We start from the raw sequence: 22,563 nt of genomic DNA, 5'->3' as shown, positions 1-22,563 counted from the left end.
ATATTATTGGCCCAAGCGGTCTATATTATATAAAGCATTTGAGAAAGGAATAATCTGGTTAATTACACGCTGCCAGCGAGTCAAGCCAGTCGCATCAACATAGACAATATCATTACTACGTAGTCTAAACTGATTGGCTAAACCAAAGTCACCAATACTCATTAAATTTAAATGATAAATTTCTGTTGTATGATCATTTGGGTTAGTGCGCACTACATAAATACGGCTTGCACTTGCCGAGTTTGGGTTAATCCCTAAACTTTCACCTAGCGCGTCCGTTAGGGTCATGCCCTGATCACGCATAGGTAACGCTTGGTTTTTACCTGACTCACCCATGACATAAATTTTCTGATTTTCGCGTGTGCTCACATAAATCGTATCATTGGGTTGAACCAAAAGTTTATGTAATGAATAACCTGATTTTTCTAATTCGATTGTATTTAGGTTATAGGTACGACCATTACGAATAAGTTGAATGTAGGTGCTGTCACCTTTTTCACTTACTCCTCCCGCAAGACCTAATGCAGTATAAATACTGACAGGTTGATCACTTAAATAAAACTGACCACCTTTGAGAACACTTCCTTGCACAGAGAAGCGTTGACCCTCATAAGACAATACGCGGACAACTACATCAGGGTTTTTTAAGAAACGAGAAAGTTGCTTGTGAAGCTCACGGTTAACTTGAGCAAGTGACTTACCGGCAGCTTTATAACGACCTACCAATGGAAATTGAAGATAACCACTTTGGTCAATAGGATAACCATTGGCCTGAATAGATTGTTCACTACTAATGTTATTTACAGGTGGTGTAATTTCAGGATAGGCCCAAAGTTGAATAGATAGAACATCTCCAGGACTCAGACGGTAAATAGATTGCTGATTTTTAAATAAGCTTGCATAGTCGCGTTGGTAATCGACTTGGGCAGGTTGTATTGCTGGAAGTGTTTCTTGAGAAATTTTAACAACATTAACTGTAGTTCCAAGGTCGGTTCTATAAACGCCCTCATTGGGAATATCATAAGTTTGTAAACCAGAAGTGACTGCACAGCTGGCGGCACTCAAACTTAAGGCAAGAACAGAAAAAAACTGGCAATACTTCACACGCAACCCTTTGTGTATTTATCTTTAATTGATATTGTCCACTGCATACTAACAAGTGTCTATTAAACGCAGGATGAACAGATTCTAGCTGAAAAGAAATGAAAAAACACCGAAAAATCGTAGTGGTTTGTATGTTTAGTTTATCCGATAGGGGCATCTAAGCTATAGTCATTTACCATAAATATTAAAAATGTACTATTTTAACTAAACTAATCAGTTCTACTTATCAATGCTGTAAACACATTTATACAATTGATGTACGGGGAGAACTAAAAATCTGATATAGTACGCTGCATTGTCAGTGCCAAAAGCATGATTTATTAGATATAAACTCTAAGGAAAAAGGCTCATTTATATGCAAATTGCCAATTTAAAAATAGCAATTATTGGGTTGGGCTATGTAGGCTTGCCATTGGCAGTTGAGTTTGGGAAAAAAGTACCCGTTGTTGGTTTTGATATTTATCAAAAACGTATTGATGAGCTCAAAAGCGGTAAAGATCATACCTTGGAAGTGTCTACACAAGAATTACAACAAGCGAAAAAATTAAGTTATACCGCGGACTTAAATGAATTAAAAAACTTTAATTTTTTTATTGTTACCGTACCAACCCCTATTGATCATTTTAAACAACCAGATTTAACTCCTTTAATTAAAGCTTCAACTAGCATTGGTCAAGTACTTAAAAAAGGAGATGTAGTGGTTTATGAATCTACCGTATATCCAGGCGCGACAGAAGAAGTATGTATCCCTATTTTAGAAAAAGTTTCAGGATTGAAATTTAATCACGACTTTTTTGCAGGCTATAGTCCCGAACGAATTAACCCTGGCGATAAGTTACATCGAGTTACTAATATTTTGAAAATTACTTCTGGTTCAACTCCCGAAGTTGCTGATTATGTTGATGAAGTTTATAAGCTTATTATTGAAGCGGGTACATATAAAGCATCAAATATAAAAGTAGCAGAAGCAGCTAAAGTGATTGAAAACACGCAGCGTGATGTCAATATTGCTCTTATTAATGAGTTGGCTCTTATTTTTAATAAATTAGGTATTGATACAGAAGAAGTACTTAGAGCAGCGGGAACGAAGTGGAACTTTTTACCATTTCGTCCAGGCTTGGTAGGTGGGCACTGTATTGGTGTAGACCCGTACTATTTAACACATAAAGCCCAATCTATTGGATTGCATCCGGAAATTATTTTAGCAGCTCGTCGCCTGAATGACCGTATGGGTGAACATGTGGCAACCCAGCTCATTAAAGAAATGGTTAAGCAGCGTATACAAGTTGTTGGAGCACGTATTTTAGTAATGGGCTTGAGTTTTAAAGAAAACTGTCCAGATATTCGTAATACAAAAATTGTGGACTTTATTAAAGCTCTGAAAGAATATGATTTAGATTTAGATATTTATGATCCATGGGTCGATGATACAGAAGTACAACACGAATATGGCTTAGCGCCTATTAAAGAACTATATCAGGGCTTGTATGATGCGATCGTCATTGCCGTAGCACATGATCAGTTTAAATCTATGAGTGCGCAAGAGTTCCATGCGTTAGGCAAAGAAAAACATGTACTCTATGATTTGAAATATGTTTTAAGTCAAAATGAGTCCTCTATTCGACTTTGATTCGAAAGGTTAAATTTGAAAAAAGAAGCTGCAGTAGTTGTAAAAAATACACTTTATATGTTTTTAAGAATGTTCTTTGTAATGTTCTTAACGCTTTTCTCTACTCGTCTTTTATTGAAGACACTAGGTTTTGAGGGGTATGGAATCTACGATCTGATTTTTGGAGTGGTTATCCTCTTCAATATCCTTAGTGGTTCTATGGCAACTACATTACAACGTTTTTATAATATTACATCTGGCGATCAGGTAAAACAATCTGGTATTTACAGTGTATCTTTACAAATTTTCTCATTTATCAGTTTTTTAGTATTAGTGCTTGGTGGGGGATTTTCTCATACTATCGTTAGTCACTTAAACATACCGACTGACCGTATTAGTGATGCAGTTGGCTTCTTTCATCTATGTGTTATAAATTTGGTATTCATGATTTTTAGACTGCCATTTATTGCATTATTAATTTCAAATGAAAAGATGGGGGTATATGCATCAATTTCAATTCTTGATTCAGTATTGAAATTTTTGGGCATTTTTCTTTTAAGTTATATTTCAATCGGTTACTCTACTTTAATTATTTATGGTTGTATTTTAAGCTCTATAACTTTAATAATTACTATAATGCATGTAATTCTGTGTTATAGAAAAATTAATATGCCTAGAATCATAAGAAAGATTGAAAAAAATTATTATCATGAAATATTGTCGTTTTCAGGATGGACTTTATTTGGAAGTAGTGCAGTATTATTTTCACAGCAAGGTTTATCAATTACTTTAAATAAGTTTTTTGGAGTTCTTGTTAATGCTGCTAATGCTGTTGCTCAACAAATCTATACAGCTGTCTATCAATTTGTAAGCAGTTTTCAGACGGCCTATAGCCCATATTTGATGAAAACTTATGCACAAGAAGACTTTGATAAGTTGAAAAAATTAATTGTTTTTTTCTCTAAATTTTCTATTTTTCTATATCTACTGCTTGCTGTACCATTATTTACTTTTTCTGATCAAATTTTGCAATTATGGTTAGGGCGTGTGCCAGAGTATGCAGGATTGTTTACACGCTTAACTTTAGTTGTAATACTATTTGAAGTACTTTCAGCCCCTTTGTGGTTGACTGTTCAAGCATCTGGTGATATTCGACGTTACCAAATGATAATCTCATGTATTTTAATTCTAAATTTACCGATTGCTTACATGAGTTTTATGGTGTGGAAACAGCCGATGCTGGCTTTTATTGCAAAAATATTCACTGCGGTCTTAGCTTATATCTATAGAGTACATAGTGTCCACTCTCTGAAATGTTTGAATCTTTTTGAATATTTCAAGCAATTAATTTTAAGGATATGTTTGCTGTTGGTTGTAATGACACCTATTATTTGGGTATATATGTCTTATAAGAGCTTAAGTATTATGGATATTATACTAAATATATTATTTATAATGTTTTTATTGAGCATTGTAGCTTTTCCTGTGTTGCTCAATCGAAATGAACATAAAATAATTTTTACTTTTGTATCTAAGGTTTTAAGAAAGGTTTAAATAATGAATGCAAAAGATTTAAAGAGACACCTACAGTCTATTATTGAATCTACACTATCACCTTTAATTGATAGTAATTATGTTTATTGGGATTTGCCTTATCATATAAATATTGGAGATACTTTAATTTGGCAAGGAACTTTAGATTTTTTATCAGATAAACCATATAAAATGATGAATTATGGAAATTCAGTAACTGCTTCATTAGATACTTTATCAGCAGAAACAGTTATATTATTACATGGGGGAGGGAATTTTGGCGATATATATGGCTCAAGTCAGAAATTTAGAAAAGATGTAGTTGAAAAATACCCTAATAATAAAATAATTATATTACCACAGACTATTTTTTTTAAAGATAAGATTGTTGAAAAAGAAGATTTTCAGTATTTTGCTCAACATGAAAATCTATATTTATGTGTTCGTGATCAGTCTTCTTATAATTTGGCTTGTCAATATTTGGATAAAGGTAAAGTTCTATTTTTACCTGATATGGCTTTTTGTATTAAGGATGAAAGACTGGTTGAATCTCAATCTACAGGTAAAAAGTTATTGATGAGTCGTATAGACGTAGAAGCTGTCCCTGTAGATAAAAAATATAGAGATCAAGTAAATTTACAGTCAGATTGGCCAACTTTTGAAAAAACTCCAATATATTGTAATTACTTGAAATTTTTATTCGCTATAAATCGAAAATTATCACAAGGAGAGAGAAATAAACAATATCCTATTCTTATTCGATATATTAATAATTTTGCAATGAATACAGTTCGTACTCAATTGATTAATACAGGTATCCAATTTATCAATAATTTTGATGTAATTTATACAACACGCTTGCATGGTTGTATTCTGTCTTTGCTATTAGATAAAAAAATTATTTTACTTGATAATTCTTATGGTAAGAATCGAGGGTTTTATGAAGCTTGGTTAAAAGGTAGTACCAATATTAAGGTGGAATCATGCTAGTTAGTGTCGTACTTCCTGCATATAATGCCGAATTATATCTAAAAGACGCAATTGATAGTGTTTTAGCGCAAACATTTAGTGATTTTGAGCTCATTGTTCTTAATGATGGTTCAGTGGATAAAACAGAAGAAATTATTTTATCGTATAGTGATAGTCGTATTGTTTATGTGAAGAATGAGAAAAATTTAGGTTTAATTGGTACGTTAAATAAAGGGATTAATTTAGCAAAGGGTAAATATATTGCTCGCATGGATGCCGATGATATTTGCTACCCAGATCGTTTTGAAAAGCAGATTAACTTTCTAGAAAATAATAATGATTATGTAATATGTGGGACTGCTGCATATCGTTTTTATTCAAACAATAATATAAATAATAATATTTTTAGAGTTCCTGAAAGTGATGAGTTAATTCGTTTAAAAATGTTATTTAATAGTCCATTTATTCACCCATCAATAATGATGAGAAATTCTATTATTAAAGAAAAAATGCTTAATTTCGATATTGAGTATAAATATGCGGAAGATTATAAATTCTGGAGCCAATTGTTAAAATATGGGAAGGCTTATAATTTACAAGAAAAATTACTTTATTATAGATTAACCCCCAATAGTCAAACAGTTATTGGAAATTCTGATTTGACTAAAAGAAAGCTAGTGTTAGGTGAGATTCAAAGGAGCTATATTAGAGAGGCATATGGAATTATTTTAAAAGATAATGAGTTGGACTTGCTATTTTATCTCAGTAATTTAGATCGAATGAAGATGCTCAGCTTCGCAGAATATGATTTAATATCTATTAATAATTTTTTTAATTTTATTATCAGTAAGTTGGTTTCTAAAAATATATCTAGAAAGGATCTCTCTATTACGTTAAGTAAAGTTTATTTTTCTTTAATATTTATAAAGTTTAAGGGAAGTAAAAAAAGTATTTTCTTGAAAAGTGTCAATAAGAGGCTTTTTTTATATGGCTTCTTTCATATTTTGAAGGAAAGGATTATTAGATGATTTTTTTGCAAAATATGAGATTCCTATCAATTATTAACTATTTGGGCTTGGTTTTATTTGTCTTCTTCTTTATTTTTGGAATGCAAACACCAGTAGGCTCAATTGCACAAATATTATCTGTGTTATTAATATCCTATGGCTTATTAAATCTTAAACAATATTTTTTAAAGCTACCAAAGGATATTTTTTATTTTTTTATTTTTTTATTTTTCGACTTTTTGATTTGCTTAATTGTTCCTGTAGTTCTAGGTACATACGATTTTTCTATTATTCCAACAAAACTTAATTTTATAGTTTCAATGCTGGCTACCTATATTTTAGCCAGAAAACTTGCTTTATCAGATAAATTTGATGATAAGGAATTTTTTAAACTGTTGTTAAATGTTTTTATGTTACAGGCAGTCTTAGTTGTTTGTATGTTAATAAATTCAGACTTTGCACAACTAGTTATGAGTTATACAAGAAGTGGTGATATAGGTGAACGATTAAAAGATAGTTATGATGGTGCGAGAGGATTGGGTATAGCTGATAGTGCAGCATTTGGTTTTGCTATATCAATGGGATTATTGATTTTTTTAGTTTTTTTCTCATACAAAAATAAATTTATTAATTTAAAGCTATTTACATTTTTATTGGCTATTGGGGTTATTGCATCCATTAGTGCGGGTAGAACAGCAATTCTTGGTATTATTTTTGGATTTTTATATCTTGCAGTAAATTTTAAAAATTTTAGAGCGTTATTCACATTAATTTTATCAGTAGTAGCTTTGTTGTTTTCTTTATTATTTCTGATAAATATTAATCAGGCATCTATTGAAAATGAAACATTAAGTTATTTTTATTCCTATAGTATGGAGCCTATATTAAATTATATATATTATGGAAGTTTCGCAACAGGCTCTACTGATATTCTAATAGATATGTATTTTCCTTTGACCGAACACCAGATTTTTATTGGTGATGGTCGATATATGGATGGGCAATCATATTATATGAGTACTGATGCTGGATATATGCGTTATGCGTTATTTTATGGTATTTTTATTTCCTCTATATTATATCTATTCTTTATATTATTTCTAATAAAAACTCTAATGAAAGTACATGATAAAAAATATCTTATCTTTATAATTTTTATGGCAGTTTTTTCTTTCATGTTGCATTACAAGGGCGAAGTTATTTTGTTGGCTATTTCTTATAATAAAATACTTTTTCTTATATTGTTTTTTATCTACTTTAAGTCTTTTGTCTGGAAGCAAAAAGGTGTGGAGAGATTGAAATGATAGAAATTATTATACCTACGTATAAGCCTCAAGAATATTTTTATGAGTGTTTAAGTTCTCTAAATAAACAAAAACTCTCTTTTTCTAAATTTAGAGTTGTTATAATCTTAAATGGTCCTAAAGAACCATATTATTCATTAATATTAAAATGGTTAGATAGCTTTGATTTTAATTTTTTATTAATATATACAGATATATCTGGAGTTTCTCATGCAAGAAATATCGCTTTAAACAATTGTGGTTTAGAAGTAGATTATGTTTGTTTTTTGGATGATGATGATATTTTTTCTGAAAATTACTTAGAGAAATTAAGCGATTTGGTCGATGGAAAAAGCCTTATAGTTTCAAATACGAAAAATTTCTATGATAAAGTAACTGATTCGATTGATGATTATTTGACATTTCAAAATCACTTTAGTTCTAAAAATATTATAAAGCATAGGCGGTATTTATCAAATGCTTGTTGTAAATTAATTCCGTTTTCTTTGATTGAAAATGTAAGATTTAATGAAAAGTTAAAAAATAGTGAAGATTCTGTTTTTATGTTTGAACTATCAAAAAATATTAAAAATATTATATCTTCAGATGTTGGTGTTATTTATTATCGTCGTCTTAGAGTTAATTCATCCTCTAGAAAAAAAATATCTATAGGAGATAGTCTTTTATTAACATTAAATATTATGCTTTGTTTTAGTATGATTTACTTTAAAAATCCTTTTAAATATAATCTAATTTTGTATCTTACTAGATTAATGGCTGCTTTGAAAAGATTCTGGTTAAATATTAAGTGATGAGTTAAATCTATGAGTTTATTGGAAGTAAAAGTTTCAATCATTACACCATCTTATAACTCTGCTAAATTTATTGAAAAAACTATAAATTCAGTTTTGTTACAAACCTATACTAATTGGGAGATGTTGATAGTTGATGATTGTTCAACTGATAATTCAATTAGCCTGATACAATCTTATGTGAATAAAGATGCGCGTATTAAGCTTATTCAACTTCAGAAGAATTCTGGTGCAGCTGTTGCTCGTAATACAGGCATTCAATATGCTCAAGGACGTTTTATTGCTTTTTTAGATAGTGATGATAGTTGGAATGAGCGAAAATTAGAAAAACAAGTTCATTTCATGTTGGCAAATGATTATGCTTTTACATATACAGCTTATCATAAAGTAAATGAATTAGATGAAAATATAGGAAATATGTATATTCCTAATAAAGTGAATTACCATCAATTATTAAAAACCTGTATTATTGGTTGCTTAACTGCAATGTATGATGTGCATAAATTAGGAAAGGTAGAATTCCCTCTTATCCGTAAGCGTCAAGATTTTGCTTTATGGTTGAAGATTCTTAGGCAAGAATCTTTCGCTTATGGATTGCAAGAAGATCTTGCAAGTTACACTGTGCGATCAGATTCAATATCTGCGAATAAATTTAAAGCAGCCCAATATAATTGGCAGTTATATAGACATATTGAAAAACTGTCATTATTAAAAAGTTGCTATTATTTTTTTCATTATGCGGTAAAGGGTATTATTCGCAGCAAATTTCCAAAAGTAGCTGATTTATTAAAAATTTAATGATGTATAAGGTAGGATGATTATGTCTACAACAATATCTGTGGTAGGTTTGGGCTATGTTGGGCTCTCTAATGCAATACTTTTGGCTCAGCATAATCAGGTGTTTGCGATAGATAATAATATAGAGCGTGTAAACTTGGTAAATGAAAAAAAATCCCCGATTCATGATAGAGAAATTATAGAATATCTTAAGAATAAAAAGTTAAATCTTCAAGCAACATTGGATTATAAATCAGCTTATAGACAATCTAAAGTTATCATTATTGCTACGCCTACTGATTATGATGAGGTTAAAAATTATTTTAATACCTCATCGGTTGAATCGGTTGTTGAGAGTATTTTAGAAATTAATAAAGAAGCACTTATTATTGTTAAATCTACTGTTCCAGTTGGATTTGTTAATACTATGCGCGCTAAATATAATACTAATAATATAGTTTTTTCTCCAGAATTCCTTCGGGAAGGTAAAGCTTTACACGATAATTTATATCCATCACGAATTATTGTTGGAGAACAATCTGAAAGAGCTCAAGAGTTTGCATATTTATTACAACAAGGTGCAATAAAAAGGGATATTCCTATTTTATTAACTAATTCAACAGAAGCTGAGGCGGTAAAATTATTTGCAAATACATATCTCGCTATGAGGGTTGCATTTTTTAACGAGCTAGATACATATGCAGAAATTAAGAGTCTAGATGCTAAACAAATTATAGAGGGAGTATGCTTAGATCCTCGTATTGGTAACTACTATAATAATCCTTCTTTCGGTTATGGCGGTTATTGCTTGCCAAAGGATACTAAACAATTATTAGCTAACTATACTGATATACCCAATGATATTATTAAAGCAATTGTGAAAGCTAATAATACACGTAAAGAGTTTATTGTGCAGAGTCTACTTTCTAGAGATGTTAAAACAGTTGGCGTCTATCGACTTATCATGAAACAAGGATCTGATAATTTTCGTTCTTCTGCAGTACAAACTATTATAGATAATTTGTTGAAAAATAAAGTTAATGTTATTATATATGAGCCTACTTTAAATGAAAATATATTTAATGGGTGTTCTATAGAGAACAATATTAATATTTTCAAAAAACAGTGTGATATTATTATCTCTAACCGCCTTGACGATGATTTATTGGACGTTTTAGATAAAGTTTATACGCGTGATATTTTTAATGATAATTAATTATATATTAATAATTTAAACTAGAGTATAAATAAGCCTGTGTAATTCGAATTTTGAATTCTATTACACAGTTCTATATATTTTTTATTAGTTAGATGTATTTTTTTAAAGGTCTAGTTGTAATTGTGAGTTGTACTTTTTCTAGAATAAATGTGCAATAATTTCTATGTACGTAGGTGGCTATATTTATATTTAATGTTGAATACTGAATGTACATAATTAATAATTGCTGAATATAAGACTTTTGTCTGATTTTTAATTACAAGTGATTTTTATATGCTATTGAATTATTGTGATTTTTATATAAAAATTCAACTACAATATTTAAAATTTAAATAATAAATATTGTATATTTGTTTTTTATTGTAATTTTATTAATTAAGGTTACAAAGTTTGAAATGGGCGCGTTAATACAATATTATAATGTTGTGTCTTATCTTTGATTCAGCTTCGTTATTTCTTAAGTCGAAGTTAATAATGTGTAATCTATATTACTTTCATGTTTATATATGCTTTCCTAGGAAAGATTGAGAAGAGAGTGAATGAAAATATGAAGCGTCTAGTAGACATTGTCATTTCTTTGATAGCTTTAACCGTACTGTCGCCAATATTTCTGATTGTTGCATATAAGGTCCGTAAAAATTTAGGTTCACCCATATTCTTTTACCAAGAAAGACCTGGAAAGGACGGAAAATTATTTAAAATGATTAAGTTCCGTTCTATGAAGGATGCTTTTGATGCGGAAGGGAATCCATTACCAGATGAGGCACGTATTACCCCATTTGGTCAGAAATTACGTTCTACAAGCTTAGATGAAATGCCCCAGCTTATTAATGTACTAAAAGGTGATATGAGTGTAGTTGGACCTCGTCCAATGCTTAAAGACTTTGTTGCATTATATTCACCAGAGCAAGCGCGCCGTTTAGAAGTGCGTCCAGGAATGACAGGCCTTGCTCAGGTAAGTGGCCGTAATGAACTAGATTATGAAGAACGATTTAAGTGTGATGTATGGTATGTCGACAATCACAATGTTTGGGTTGACTTTAAAATTATGTTTAAAACAGTCAAGGTAATGACAAAACGTGAAGGCATTAACGCGCCAGGACATGTTGGACCATCTTTATTTAAGGGTAATGATGCTCCAGAAAATGTGGATTCTTCTGTAAAGTAAATTTTATATCTTGAAATCTTTATTATGATCAAAAAAGCAGTTTTACCAGTAGCCGGATTAGGCACGCGTTTTTTACCAGCAAGCAAGTCAATTCCGAAGGAAATGGTAACCGTTGTTGACCGCCCAGCCATTGAGTATGTGGTACGTGAGGCGGTTGAAGCGGGAATTGAGCAAATTATTTTGGTAACTCATTCTTCAAAAGCATCGATTGAAAATTATTTTGATCGAAACTTTGAACTAGAAACTACGTTAGAGCAAAAAAAGAAGTTTGATTTGCTTGCAGAAATTACCCAAATTGTTCCGCCCCATGTGAGTGTTGTAAGTGTCAGACAACCTCAGCCTTTAGGTTTAGGACATGCGGTTTTATGTGCAAAGAGTATTGTTGGTCAAGATGATTTTGCAGTGTTATTACCAGATGTGTTGGTAAAAGATGACTCGGGCCGAAATGATTTAACCCGTATGATTGCACGTTATGATGCCGTGCAAGCCGCACAAATTATGGTAGAAGCTGTACCTGATAACCTTGTTGATCAATATGGTATTGTAGATGTAGACCATAGTCCTAATGAAGGTGAAAGCGTTGCTATGCAAGGTATTGTCGAAAAACCTGCGGTTGGTTCTGCACCTTCAAATCTTTCTGTAGTTGGTCGCTATATATTACCCGCAAAAATTATGCACCTTTTAGAAAATACGCCAAAAGGTGCGGGTAATGAAATTCAGTTAACAGATGCGATTGCGATGTTACAAGAAACAGATACTGTTGAAGCCTATCGTATGCAGGGCCAAACTTTTGACTGCGGTAGTAAGGTGGGTTATTTAAAAGCTGTATTACATTATGGAATTCAACATCCTAAATTAGGGTCAGAATTTAAACAGTTAATTCAAGAGCTTAAGTTGTAGTATTGTGTAGTTCTACTTAAGTATTTGTAAAAACTGCTGAATATAATAAACAATCAATATATTCTCTTCCCTTAACGGGAAGAGATGTCTATAGAATATTAAAAAATCAGGTGTGCAATGAAAATCGCAGTGTTTGGAACCACCTTACACGCTGGTGTAATGGCAGCATTACTGGCTGAATATGGCAATCAGATTTATTGGTGCACAAGTGTCACCTGCGAAGAAAATATTTCTGTACTTTCCTATCAAGATCAAGAAGTTAATAATTATTTAAATAAGCAAAGAAGATCGGGTTTTCTACAAGAAAGTCCTTTTTCTGCTATTCCTCTTGATGTTGAGGTTTATTTATTCTGTTTTAGCCCTACACAAATTCAACTTGCTTTAAATACGGTTGAGAAGTTAAGCCAACGGCCTATTGTTCATCCTAGATTAATGGTAAATGGTTCTACGTTTGGTTTACATGGAACTGATCAGTTGAAACAATATTTACCAAAAGACGAGTGGGTTTATTTTCCTGATGTAATTCAAGAAGGAAATGCCATTAACAGCGTATTAAATGTAAAGCATGTCATTGTTGGTGTTGAGTCCAATCATGCACGGGATACAATGCAAGAGCTGTTACGCCCATTTTTCCGCTTTAGTTATCAATACTTATTTATGCCGATCTTGGACGCTGAGTTTACCAAACTTAGTATTTCTGGCATGTTGGCGACCCGCATTAGTTATATGAATGACTTAGCTATGGTGGCGGAGAAACTCGGTATTGATATTGCTAATGTGAAGCATGGTATTGCTGCTGATACACGTATTGGTGCGGCTTACTTGTCTGCTGGAGTCGGTTTTGGTGGTGAAAACTTTTCGCATGATATTTTAACACTTTCAAGTACTGTTTCTGAAACTGGGGCGAAAAGTCGACTGTTAGAGCAGGTATGGGCGATTAACGAACAACAAAAAGAAATTTTATTCCGTAAGCTGTGGAATTATTATCATTGTAATTTGAATGGTAAAACCGTGGCTATTTGGGGTGCATCCTTCAAAGAAAATACCTCAAGCATACATAACTCGCCAATTCATATTTTATTAGCTGCATTGTGGGCGCAAGGTGTAACAGTACGTTTGCATGATCCTCAAGCATTAGATGAAATTGCCGCTACATATGGTGACCGTAAGGATTTAGTACTGTGTACTGATCAATATGAGGCGGCTCGAGGCTCACATGCCTTATGTTTGGTTACCGCATGGAAACAGTACTGGAGTCCTGACTTTAAGCAGTTACAACAATTGATGCAACATCCTTTAATTTTGGATGGGCGTAATATTTATGACCCAGCATATGTAAAGGCTAAGGGCTTTGCTTATGAAGGAGTAGGTCGTTTATGAGTAAATCTATCGAAAAATTTCCTAAAGAGTTGGTTTCACCTTTACTAAAGTTACAGTTAATGGGTGAGAAAAATTCAAAGTTACATATAAAAGAATTGTTCGCTTCAGAACCGGATCGCTTTCAACAATATTCTATAAAATTTGATCCGTTAGTTTTTGATTATAGTAAGCATCGTGTTACTAAAGACATTTTGGAACAATTGACTGCTCTTGCGAAAACTAAACAATTAAATCAATGGATAGAGCGTCTTTTTTCACAAGACAAAGTAAATTGTACGGAGCAACGTGCAGCAATGCATTGGGCACTACGCTTGCCAGTTGACTATTCGAAGTTTCCAGAGTTAACGGCTCAAGTCCATAGCCAGTTACAACGTATGTATGCCTTAGTGGAAAAGATTCATGCTGGTCAATATCGCGGTGCAACCGGTGAAGTGATTCAAGATGTTGTGAACATCGGTGTGGGTGGTTCTGATTTAGGGCCACAAATGGTCACCCATGCGTTGTCAGATTTTAAAGTGAAAACGGCTAAACCTTTAAATGTTCACTTTGTATCAACTATGGATGGTAGTCAGTTGTCGGAGTTGCTCCACCAACTTCGTCCAGAAACGACACTATTTATTATTTCTTCAAAATCTTTTGGAACGATTGATACTTTATCAAATGCCCAAACCGTACGTCAGTGGCTTGAAAAAACTTTGGGAACACATGCCCGAGTTTTAAAAAGCCATTTTGTTGGAGTATCAACAAAAGCAGATAAAATGACTGAATGGGGGATTGCCCCAGAAAATCAATTACTGCTTTGGGACTGGGTAGGTGGCCGTTACTCATTGTGGTCATGCATTGGTTTACCTATTGCGTTGAGTATCGGGGTTGAAGGTTTTCAGCAACTCTTAGCTGGTGCTCATGCAGTAGATGAACATTTTCAAAATACAAGTTATGAGCAAAATATTCCTGTTTTAATGGGATTGTTAGGCGTTTGGAATAATAATTTTTTAAATATCCAAACTCATGCAGTATTACCTTATGATGGTCGATTAAAGTATTTCGCTGCTTATTTACAACAGCTTGAAATGGAATCTAATGGTAAATCGGTACAACGTGACGGTCAAAAAGTCGAACTCGATACATGCCCAATTGTATGGGGTGACGTTGGACCAAATGCTCAACATGCCTTCTATCAGTTATTACACCAAGGAACTCAAGCAGTAAGCTGTGACTTTATTGCGCCAGTCCAACGCTATAACGCTGACCATTTTACCTATGTTGAAAATGCAGAGGCTTTAGTCGAGCAGCATCATCTTGCATTATCGAATTGTTTGGCCCAATCAAGATTATTGGCCTTTGGTAATGACGCTTTAGACTCAACTGAATTAGAAAAACTGCCGATTTACAAGCAATATGAAGGTAACCAACCGAGTTCAACCCTATTATTGAAAGAGTTGAATCCATATAGTTTGGGAATGTTAATTGCTTTATATGAGCATAAAGTTTTTGTGCAGTCTGTAATTTGGAATATTAACCCGTTTGATCAATGGGGCGTCGAAAAAGGTAAACAGATTGCTGATCAACTATTACCTATTTTAAATGGGGTTCAAAATGATCTTTCATCATTAGATGCCTCAACACGTGGATTAATTAAAATATTATTAGGAAAAGTAGATGGCTAAAATCCTAGTTACTGGTGGTGCTGGTTATATTGGTTCACACACCTGTGTAGAGCTTTTACAGGCTGGTCATGAAGTTATTGTTTTTGACAATCTATCAAACAGTTCTGAAGAGTCGTTAAAGAGAGTCCAAGATATCACACAAAAGAGTTTAGCTTTTGTTCAGGGGGATATTCGTAATGCAAATGAACTTGATAGTGTGTTTCAAGATCATTCAATTGATGCTGTAATCCACTTTGCAGGTTTAAAGGCAGTAGGTGAAAGTCAGGAAAAACCGCTGATTTATTTTGATAATAATATTGCTGGTAGTATTCAACTCGTTAAGTCGATGGAAAAAGCAGGTGTCTATACGCTTGTGTTTAGCTCTTCTGCTACAGTATATGACGAGGCCAATATATCTCCATTAAATGAAGATATGCCAACAGGTATGCCAAGTAATAACTATGGCTATACTAAACTGATTGTTGAGCAATTGCTACAAAAACTGTCAAATTCAAATTCTAAATGGTCGATAGCTTTACTACGCTATTTTAACCCAGTTGGTGCCCATAAGAGTGGCCGTATTGGTGAAGACCCGCAAGGTATTCCAAATAATTTAATGCCTTATGTGACTCAAGTTGCTGTGGGGCGCCGTGAGAAGCTGTCTATTTATGGTAACGACTACAATACTGTAGATGGGACTGGGGTACGTGACTATATCCATGTCGTCGATTTAGCGAATGCACATTTATGTGCTCTAAATAATCGATTAGAAGCGACAGGTTGCCGTGCATGGAATATTGGCACAGGTAATGGTTCATCAGTTTTACAAGTTAAAAATACATTTGAGCAAGTTAACGGTGTGCCTGTTGCTTTTGAGTTTGCACCACGTCGAGCAGGCGATGTAGCAACATCTTTTGCCGATAACGCTCGCGCAGTTGCTGAGCTAGGTTGGCAGCCGCAATATGGTTTAGAGGATATGCTTGCTGATAGTTGGAACTGGCAGAAGCAGAATCCTAATGGATATAAAGAAGCTTAAGTAAATTTATAAGTTTTAATTGAATGAGAAAATTTATTTATGATAAAGTGGTTGCAATTAGTAGAACAAAGATTAAACAAGGCAAAGTTAGTTGTATAAATTTTTTGTAAAATTAAGTAATATTTATTGGAATATGACAATTTTTCATTACTATAGTATAATTAAAAAAGAAAGCAAAATTTTTTACATTGTGGGGTTTTGTTCCTTTAGTCGTTTCTCACGATTTATTTAGTAATTTTTTATAAATGCAATATCATCTATTAAACGCTGATATTGCATTTTTTAATGATGAGTATATATGCGTTTTTACACTAACTCTAATAGAGAAAAGTTAATATATTATTTATCTATTACTTTTCTAGCATATAGTTTTTCTTACTTTCTAGGATATCGTGAATTTTACTATTTCTGTATAAATTTTTTATTGATTTTTTTTGCTGGGAAAAATAAATTTAGCTTAAATTGTTTGGCTATTTTATTTTCTTCTTTAAGTTTATATTTACCAATCGGTCTCAATTTTGGTGCATTAAGTGCTGGTTATGTGATATCAGCAATGCAAACGGATTTCTCTGAAACATGGGAATTTATAGGCAATATAGGATTAATTGCTTTTTTTCTAATAGGAGTTACGTTATATTTTTTGGTTTACTTTTATAAAAAAAGTAAACCAAAAAATATAAGAGTTATTTATTTTCTTATATTTATAATAATTTTATTTTATTCACCGCCAATAAGATTTTTGAGCGATGCTTTGAACTTCTTTAAAAAAGCTAGAGCTGATATGGTATTGATTCTTGATCAGTCTAAGCGGTTTGATAATTTTCATATAATAGAAGCTCATAAAAAATATAAAAATATTATCGTTATAATTGGAGAAAGTGTATCTCGGGAGTATATGTCAGTAAATGGCTATCCTTTAAATACCACACCTTGGCTTAAGGAAAAAGCTACAGGATATTTTTTTAATCAATATATTTCAACTGCACCCAATACGGCGATTTCTTTACCAAGAACCTTGGCTATAAGTGATGGTGAAAATATACAGATGAATAACAATATAGTTGCCTTAGTTAAAAAAAGCGGATATGAGACCTTTTGGTTATCAAATCAAGGCTATATTGGAAAATATGATACCCCTGTAAGTATAATTGGTGCTCAAGCACAGAATAAAATCTTTCTAAAGAAAGGGGAGTATAATTCTGAAAATATTGATGATTTTGAATTATTAAAATATTTAAAAAGAGCGACTAAGAGGAGAAATGATAAAGTAATTTTTATGCATATGATGGGATCTCATCCAAATACTTGCATGCGTTTACAAGGGTATCCAATAAAAATTCATACGCATATGAGTAAATCAGTAGATTGTTACTTAGCCTCTTTATCAAAATTAGATACTTTTTTAAAAGAGACTAATCAAATTTTAGAAAGTACACAGCAATCTTATGCTATCTTTTACTTTTCAGATCATGGTCTTACTATAGATAAAAATATTAATCCAATTAGACATGCAAATAACACTAAACAGAACTATAATATTCCTTTCTTTATTTTTACGAGTGATAAGAAAGATAAAACTTTGATTGATTATCCTGTGAGTGCATTTGATTTTTTATCAATATTTCAATGGGTTGTTGGTATTAGGAGTAATGAAATTCCATTTGTTTTTCCATATAAATATGATAAAAAAGAGATTAAAGTTTTTAATGGTAAAACTATGATAAATTATAAAATGTTAAAAAATGAGATTATATATTGATTAAAATTGGGCTGAAAATTTAGAGCCAATAGGAATTGTATTGCTACTGGTCTAATCTTTATTTATTAGCAAAATTTATAATTGCTTTTGTCGCACCTTTATTAATATTAAATATTGGTTTTTTACCATTACCTAATATTCCAATATTTAAATCCCCAATTATAATACCATCTACATTCTTTGAATTAATATAAACTAAACTTTGCTTCATTTCTTGTTCAGTTAATAGATATGTAATATGATTTTTTTAAAAATCTTTATCTGGGTATGCGCTTAAAAAATAAGGAATAATTTTTAAATTATATTTACTTGCATACTTTTTACTTTCACTTAATTGGTGATTAGTACGTTTCTTCCACTCTTCAAAGTCTCTAAATCAGTTGTTATATATAACAGAACTCAGAAAATTGAATTTTTGAGAAATTTCTTTATATTCTTGATTTAATTTAAGATATTTTTTCTTATTCATCTGATCCATGGACTTTGAACCAAAAACCGTTTGTGGTAGTACAGCAAAGACTCCAACTGGTGCAGCATCTTCATATTGATGATAAAGATCTAGTGTTTGACTAACAGTAGGTAAAACAGTTTGAGGTTTAAACTTATTACCTATTTCAATATCAAAAGATATAGGTATATATGGGTGTTTTCTAGAAATATAAGCATTTTTATTTTTGAGAATCTAGTCTTCCATGGGTTGGGAATTTTTCATGATAAATAACTCGAATGAATTTTATTTTATTCGTTGCCAAGTAATTTTTGAATTTCTTATTATCACTAATTAATTTAACAGTTTCATCCATTATTGATAAACCTCTAGACTATAGCTGAATATTGAAAATACTAATTATTATATATCGCTTCATAAAAACTCCAATAGTGTAGTGTATTGAATTCTTTATCTAGTTTTTATTTAAAAATCTCTTTAAATAAAGGAGTTAGTTGGGATGCTCCATAGATATTTAGATGATCATCATCAAAATATAATGACAATCCATTTTTCTCAGAATAACAAAGTTCTTGATCGCAAAAGAAATTCGTTGTGTTTAATATCTTGATACCACATTTTTTTGAAGCTTCATCCTGTGCTTCCCATGCGAGTTGACTACGTGCAAGATGTGCTTTTCTAGTAATTGTTAGAGGAGCATATGATTTTATAATTTCTCTATGTATTAATACTTTAGGGATATTCAAAGGAAATTCAGGTGTAGGTCTTGTAACATAAACTTCATTGTTTTCCGAAAATTTACATAGTGTATTTATATAAGCCTCTTTCATTGTTTTCTCATATTCAGCATTATATGTTTTAAATGGCTTACTTATATATCTTATTGGATGTGAAATATCACTATCACCATCTTTTGCCCCATGAAATAAAACATTTATTCGATTAATAATTAAAATAGGAGTATGAGGATATTTTTTGATTTTCTTTGTAAATTTTGAAATAACTTCTCCACATTTAAAATCAGTGTTATTAATTTTCTTTAAATTTTCTACCGTTGGGCAGCCTGAATAAGTCCAGTCTATTAGAGCTGACTCTGGTGGCAGGGCTTTTTGAATAGCAGGGATCATCGCTTCAGCATGGCTATCACCAATAACAATTAGTTTTATATCTCCAGTGCCATATTTACATTCTGGCACATTTGTACCTGAACCTATTTGACATTTAGAAAAAAGAGGATTTTTATCATTACTCTTTTTTATCAATATTTGTATATTTTCAGGAAATCGATTAATCAAACCATTTTTAAGATAAAAAAATGAGAAAATACTAATAAATATAAATAGATATGTAAATGTAATTAAATATCCAGAGTATAATTTTTTTTGAGACAGCCATTGTCTAGATGGTTTTTCGATAAAACTATAAGATAACCAACCTAATATGATCGATATAAAAATAGCAAAAATTGTAATTATTAGGCTAGTTTCTTTTTCAAAATAAGATAAATAAAATACAAGTGGCCAATGCCATAAATATATAGAATAAGATGAATCCCCTAAAAATTGACAAATCTTATTATTAGTAAATATAGAATTGTTATTGTTTGCGAGTAAAATTAAGAATGTTCCTAGAACAGGTAAGAAAGCATTATAACTGGGCCATAAAGTTGCTCCTGTGAAAACAGTCAATGATATTGCTATAAGTATAAATCCTGTCCATTCAATAATTTTTTTTGTTAAATTATTAAGTGTCAAGTGTCGAAATAATAAAAATATTAAACCACCAGCCATCATTTCCCATGCACGAGTTGGAAGAAGATAGAATGCTGCAGATGGATTTGATTTAGAAATAATAATAGATAATGTAAAAGAAACTATAAATAAAAGAATAAAAAATATTTTTAATATATTTGATGATTTAGATAATCTATTTAAAAGTACTAACAGTAAAGGTAAAATAATATAAAATTGCCATTCTACAGATAATGACCAAGTATGTAAAAGAAGTTTTTCATGTGAAGCAGCATCAAAATAACCAGCTTCTCTGAAATATTGTATATTAGATATAAAACTTAAACTAGAAATTACATGTTTTGAATATTCCTTTAGTTCTTGAGGTGTTAAGGTAAACCATCCTATTAATGTAATAAATAGACATAGAACTACTAAAGCAGGAATAATTCGATGGGCTCTAGAAAGATAAAATTTTAGGATATTGAAGGCATTTTTCTCTATTCCTGAAACAATAATTTTTGTCATTAAGAAACCTGAAATAACAAAAAATATATCTACACCAATAAAACCACCAGAAAAACCTAAAATTCCGAAATGGAATAGAACTACTAATATAACAGCATATGCTCTTAGACCATTTATGTCATATCGAAAACTATTGTTCATAAAAATTTTTCATTGCCTTTTTGAATTTTTATATAAACTCATATTTCAGTTCCCTTAGTTAGTAAATAGTATAATTAATTAAGGGAACTATAAATATTTCTAAGCTGCTATAACAGAATTAACCTTGAATCAGCCCAGTTAACTCATCTACATAATGTTGCATTGGCTGAGCTTGGCGATCGGCACGGCTTTCAATGTTGAGACGTAGTAAAGGCTCAGTATTTGAGGCACGCACATTAAAGCGCCATGCACCAAAGTCGAGGCTTACACCATCGGTACGATCAATTTGTGGATTTTGATCAGCATAGAAATCGAAAATCTTTTGAATAGTGATTTGTGTATCAGCCACTTTAAAGTTGATTTCACCACTGCAAGGAAACTTGGTAATCATATTTTCAACTAGGGTTGAAAGAGATTGTCCTGTTTCAGAGATTAGGGCAACGGTGAGTAACCACGGAATCATACCGCTGTCGCAGTAAGCAAAGTCACGGAAATAGTGATGGGCACTCATTTCACCGCCATATACAGCATTGTGTTCACGCATGACATCTTTAATGAATGCATGACCAGATTTTGACTGTACAGCAACACCTTTGTATTCATCTACAATATCAAATGTGTTCCACACTAAACGTGGGTCATGAACAATTTTTTCGCCTGCCTGTTTAATCAAGAAAGCTTGAGCCAATAGACCAACAATATAGTAGCCTTCAATGAATTGACCTTTTTCATCAAACAAGAAACAGCGGTCAAAATCGCCATCCCATGCAATTCCCATATCGGCGTTATGCTCAAGTACAGCATTTTGAGTACTGTCGCGGTTTTCAATTAAAATTGGGTTGGGAATTCCATTTGGGAACGTACCATCTGCTTCATGGTGAATTTTAATAAATTCAACCGGTACGTTAAGCGCTTTAAATTTTTCTTCAATGGCATCAATCACGTGACCCGCAGCCCCATTACCTGCGTTTACCACCAATTTAAGGGGGCGGATTTTTGCAGGCTCGATATAGGTAATTAAATGATCAACGAACTCGGGCAAAATATTATAACTTTGCGTTGTACCTTTTTGGCTAACTTCTTCAAAATTATTAGTTTCTGCTAAAGCCTGAATTTCTTTTAGACCTGTATCTGCACTAATTGGACGAGCATTTTCTCGAACCAATTTCATACCGTTATAGTCCATTGGGTTATGACTAGCAGTAACTTCAATACCGCCTTGTACATCTAAATGGAAAGCGGCGAAGTAAACTTCTTCAGTACCCGTCATGCCTAAGTCAAGCACATTGACACCCGCATCATTTAAACCGCGGATGGTCGCTTGTTTTAAATCCTCACTGCTTAGACGAATATCACAACCTACAACAACAGTCTTTGGTTTATAGATTTGTCCGTAAGCGCGGCCAATTTTATAGGCGATTTCTTCATTCAATTCGGTGCCGAGTTTGCCTCGGATATCATAAGCTTTAAAACACGTTAAAGTAGTCATTATTCAATTCAATACATGTGGTTTG

The 22,563-nt window shown here is 32.0% G+C and carries 18 protein-coding genes; 14 read left to right on the top strand and 4 right to left on the bottom strand.

The annotated features are described in order from the left end of the window. Positions 1 to 3 precede the first annotated feature (3 nt). On the bottom strand, positions 4 to 1,104 hold the full coding sequence (gene wza / locus F931_RS17780; RefSeq protein ID WP_016142580.1) for a polysaccharide biosynthesis/export family protein: 1,101 nt from the start codon (positions 1,102 to 1,104) through the stop codon (positions 4 to 6). A gap of 355 nt (positions 1,105 to 1,459) precedes the next feature. Here wza and tviB point away from each other — a divergent pair, with 355 nt between their 5' ends. The 14 genes from tviB to F931_RS17710 all read left to right on the top strand — a co-directional run bounded on the left by tviB (position 1,460) and on the right by F931_RS17710 (position 18,202). Then, positions 1,460 to 2,734, top strand: a complete 1,275-nt coding sequence (tviB, locus tag F931_RS17775; protein ID WP_016142579.1) for a Vi polysaccharide biosynthesis UDP-N-acetylglucosamine C-6 dehydrogenase TviB — start codon at positions 1,460 to 1,462, stop codon at positions 2,732 to 2,734. 15 nt (positions 2,735 to 2,749) lie between these two features. Continuing rightward, a complete protein-coding gene (locus tag F931_RS17770) occupies positions 2,750 to 4,267 on the top strand; it encodes a lipopolysaccharide biosynthesis protein (RefSeq protein WP_016142578.1) in 1,518 nt (505 codons plus the stop codon). Positions 4,268 to 4,270: 3 nt separating this feature from the next. Then, positions 4,271 to 5,236 carry a polysaccharide pyruvyl transferase family protein gene (locus F931_RS17765; RefSeq protein WP_016142577.1) on the top strand — a complete coding sequence of 322 codons (966 nt, stop codon included), beginning with the start codon at positions 4,271 to 4,273 and terminating at the stop codon, positions 5,234 to 5,236. Continuing rightward, the gene (locus F931_RS17760) at positions 5,230 to 6,243 is read left to right on the top strand and encodes a glycosyltransferase family 2 protein (RefSeq protein ID WP_016142576.1); all 1,014 of its coding nucleotides are present in this window, start codon (positions 5,230 to 5,232) and stop codon (positions 6,241 to 6,243) included. Before F931_RS17765 ends, F931_RS17760 begins: the two co-directional genes overlap by 7 nt. Then, positions 6,240 to 7,526, top strand: a complete 1,287-nt coding sequence (locus tag F931_RS17755) for a hypothetical protein (protein ID WP_016142575.1) — start codon at positions 6,240 to 6,242, stop codon at positions 7,524 to 7,526. Before F931_RS17760 ends, F931_RS17755 begins: the two co-directional genes overlap by 4 nt. Then, positions 7,523 to 8,317, top strand: coding sequence for a glycosyltransferase family 2 protein (locus F931_RS17750; RefSeq protein ID WP_016142574.1), 795 nt, complete (start codon positions 7,523 to 7,525; stop codon positions 8,315 to 8,317). Before F931_RS17755 ends, F931_RS17750 begins: the two co-directional genes overlap by 4 nt. A gap of 12 nt (positions 8,318 to 8,329) precedes the next feature. Then, positions 8,330 to 9,115: a glycosyltransferase family 2 protein gene (locus F931_RS17745; RefSeq protein WP_016142573.1), complete on the top strand. Its 786-nt coding sequence runs from the start codon at positions 8,330 to 8,332 to the stop codon at positions 9,113 to 9,115. A 22-nt stretch (positions 9,116 to 9,137) separates the two neighbouring features. After that, entirely contained in the window at positions 9,138 to 10,310 is a 1,173-nt protein-coding gene (locus F931_RS17740) for a nucleotide sugar dehydrogenase (protein ID WP_016142572.1), read from the top strand. Positions 10,311 to 10,860: 550 nt separating this feature from the next. After that, positions 10,861 to 11,481, top strand: a complete 621-nt coding sequence (locus F931_RS17735) for a sugar transferase (RefSeq protein ID WP_025470407.1) — start codon at positions 10,861 to 10,863, stop codon at positions 11,479 to 11,481. Positions 11,482 to 11,505: 24 nt separating this feature from the next. Beyond that, entirely contained in the window at positions 11,506 to 12,381 is an 876-nt protein-coding gene (gene galU / locus F931_RS17730; RefSeq protein ID WP_016142570.1) for a UTP--glucose-1-phosphate uridylyltransferase GalU, read from the top strand. A gap of 117 nt (positions 12,382 to 12,498) precedes the next feature. Then, on the top strand, positions 12,499 to 13,761 hold the full coding sequence (udg, locus tag F931_RS17725) for a nucleotide sugar dehydrogenase (protein WP_016142569.1): 1,263 nt from the start codon (positions 12,499 to 12,501) through the stop codon (positions 13,759 to 13,761). Continuing rightward, positions 13,758 to 15,428 (top strand): glucose-6-phosphate isomerase, encoded by a 1,671-nt coding sequence (gene pgi / locus F931_RS17720; protein ID WP_016142568.1) that lies wholly within the window; start codon positions 13,758 to 13,760, stop codon positions 15,426 to 15,428. Before udg ends, pgi begins: the two co-directional genes overlap by 4 nt. Next, positions 15,421 to 16,443: a UDP-glucose 4-epimerase GalE gene (galE, locus tag F931_RS17715; protein ID WP_016142567.1), complete on the top strand. Its 1,023-nt coding sequence runs from the start codon at positions 15,421 to 15,423 to the stop codon at positions 16,441 to 16,443. Before pgi ends, galE begins: the two co-directional genes overlap by 8 nt. Positions 16,444 to 16,741: 298 nt before the next feature. Further along, a complete protein-coding gene (locus F931_RS17710) occupies positions 16,742 to 18,202 on the top strand; it encodes a phosphoethanolamine transferase (protein ID WP_016142566.1) in 1,461 nt (486 codons plus the stop codon). Between the two features lie 58 nt (positions 18,203 to 18,260). Here F931_RS17710 and F931_RS22640 read toward each other — a convergent pair whose 3' ends face one another. The 3 genes from F931_RS22640 to manB all read right to left on the bottom strand — a co-directional run bounded on the left by F931_RS22640 (position 18,261) and on the right by manB (position 22,538). Then, positions 18,261 to 18,413 carry a hypothetical protein gene (locus F931_RS22640; protein ID WP_016142565.1) on the bottom strand — a complete coding sequence of 51 codons (153 nt, stop codon included), beginning with the start codon at positions 18,411 to 18,413 and terminating at the stop codon, positions 18,261 to 18,263. A gap of 698 nt (positions 18,414 to 19,111) precedes the next feature. After that, on the bottom strand, positions 19,112 to 21,049 hold the full coding sequence (locus tag F931_RS17705; protein ID WP_016142563.1) for an acyltransferase family protein: 1,938 nt from the start codon (positions 21,047 to 21,049) through the stop codon (positions 19,112 to 19,114). A 118-nt stretch (positions 21,050 to 21,167) separates the two neighbouring features. After that, a complete protein-coding gene (gene manB, locus F931_RS17700; protein WP_016142562.1) occupies positions 21,168 to 22,538 on the bottom strand; it encodes a phosphohexomutase domain-containing protein in 1,371 nt (456 codons plus the stop codon). Positions 22,539 to 22,563: the final 25 nt, after the last annotated feature.

The organism is Acinetobacter pittii ANC 4050 (genome assembly GCF_000399685.1).
GTDB classification, from domain to species: domain Bacteria; phylum Pseudomonadota; class Gammaproteobacteria; order Pseudomonadales; family Moraxellaceae; genus Acinetobacter; species Acinetobacter pittii_E.
The sequence above is the reverse complement of the archived record's forward strand: the minus strand, read 5'-3'. Positions and strand labels throughout refer to the sequence as shown.

Excerpts from the sequence above, each read along its gene's own strand:
- tviB (WP_016142579.1), top strand. The coding sequence starts at position 1,460 with ATGCAAATTGCCAATTTAAAAATAGCAATTATTGGGTTGGGCTATGTA.
- F931_RS17765 (WP_016142577.1), top strand. The coding sequence starts at position 4,271 with ATGAATGCAAAAGATTTAAAGAGACACCTACAGTCTATTATTGAATCT.
- F931_RS17760 (WP_016142576.1), top strand. The coding sequence starts at position 5,230 with ATGCTAGTTAGTGTCGTACTTCCTGCATATAATGCCGAATTATATCTA.
- F931_RS17755 (WP_016142575.1), top strand. The coding sequence starts at position 6,240 with ATGATTTTTTTGCAAAATATGAGATTCCTATCAATTATTAACTATTTG.
- F931_RS17750 (WP_016142574.1), top strand. The coding sequence starts at position 7,523 with ATGATAGAAATTATTATACCTACGTATAAGCCTCAAGAATATTTTTAT.
- F931_RS17745 (WP_016142573.1), top strand. The coding sequence starts at position 8,330 with ATGAGTTTATTGGAAGTAAAAGTTTCAATCATTACACCATCTTATAAC.
- F931_RS17740 (WP_016142572.1), top strand. The coding sequence starts at position 9,138 with ATGTCTACAACAATATCTGTGGTAGGTTTGGGCTATGTTGGGCTCTCT.
- F931_RS17735 (WP_025470407.1), top strand. The coding sequence starts at position 10,861 with ATGAAGCGTCTAGTAGACATTGTCATTTCTTTGATAGCTTTAACCGTA.
- galU (WP_016142570.1), top strand. The coding sequence starts at position 11,506 with ATGATCAAAAAAGCAGTTTTACCAGTAGCCGGATTAGGCACGCGTTTT.
- udg (WP_016142569.1), top strand. The coding sequence starts at position 12,499 with ATGAAAATCGCAGTGTTTGGAACCACCTTACACGCTGGTGTAATGGCA.
- pgi (WP_016142568.1), top strand. The coding sequence starts at position 13,758 with ATGAGTAAATCTATCGAAAAATTTCCTAAAGAGTTGGTTTCACCTTTA.
- galE (WP_016142567.1), top strand. The coding sequence starts at position 15,421 with ATGGCTAAAATCCTAGTTACTGGTGGTGCTGGTTATATTGGTTCACAC.
- F931_RS17710 (WP_016142566.1), top strand. The coding sequence starts at position 16,742 with ATGCGTTTTTACACTAACTCTAATAGAGAAAAGTTAATATATTATTTA.
- F931_RS22640 (WP_016142565.1), bottom strand. The coding sequence starts at position 18,413 with ATGAAGCAAAGTTTAGTTTATATTAATTCAAAGAATGTAGATGGTATT.
- F931_RS17705 (WP_016142563.1), bottom strand. The coding sequence starts at position 21,049 with ATGAACAATAGTTTTCGATATGACATAAATGGTCTAAGAGCATATGCT.
- manB (WP_016142562.1), bottom strand. The coding sequence starts at position 22,538 with ATGACTACTTTAACGTGTTTTAAAGCTTATGATATCCGAGGCAAACTC.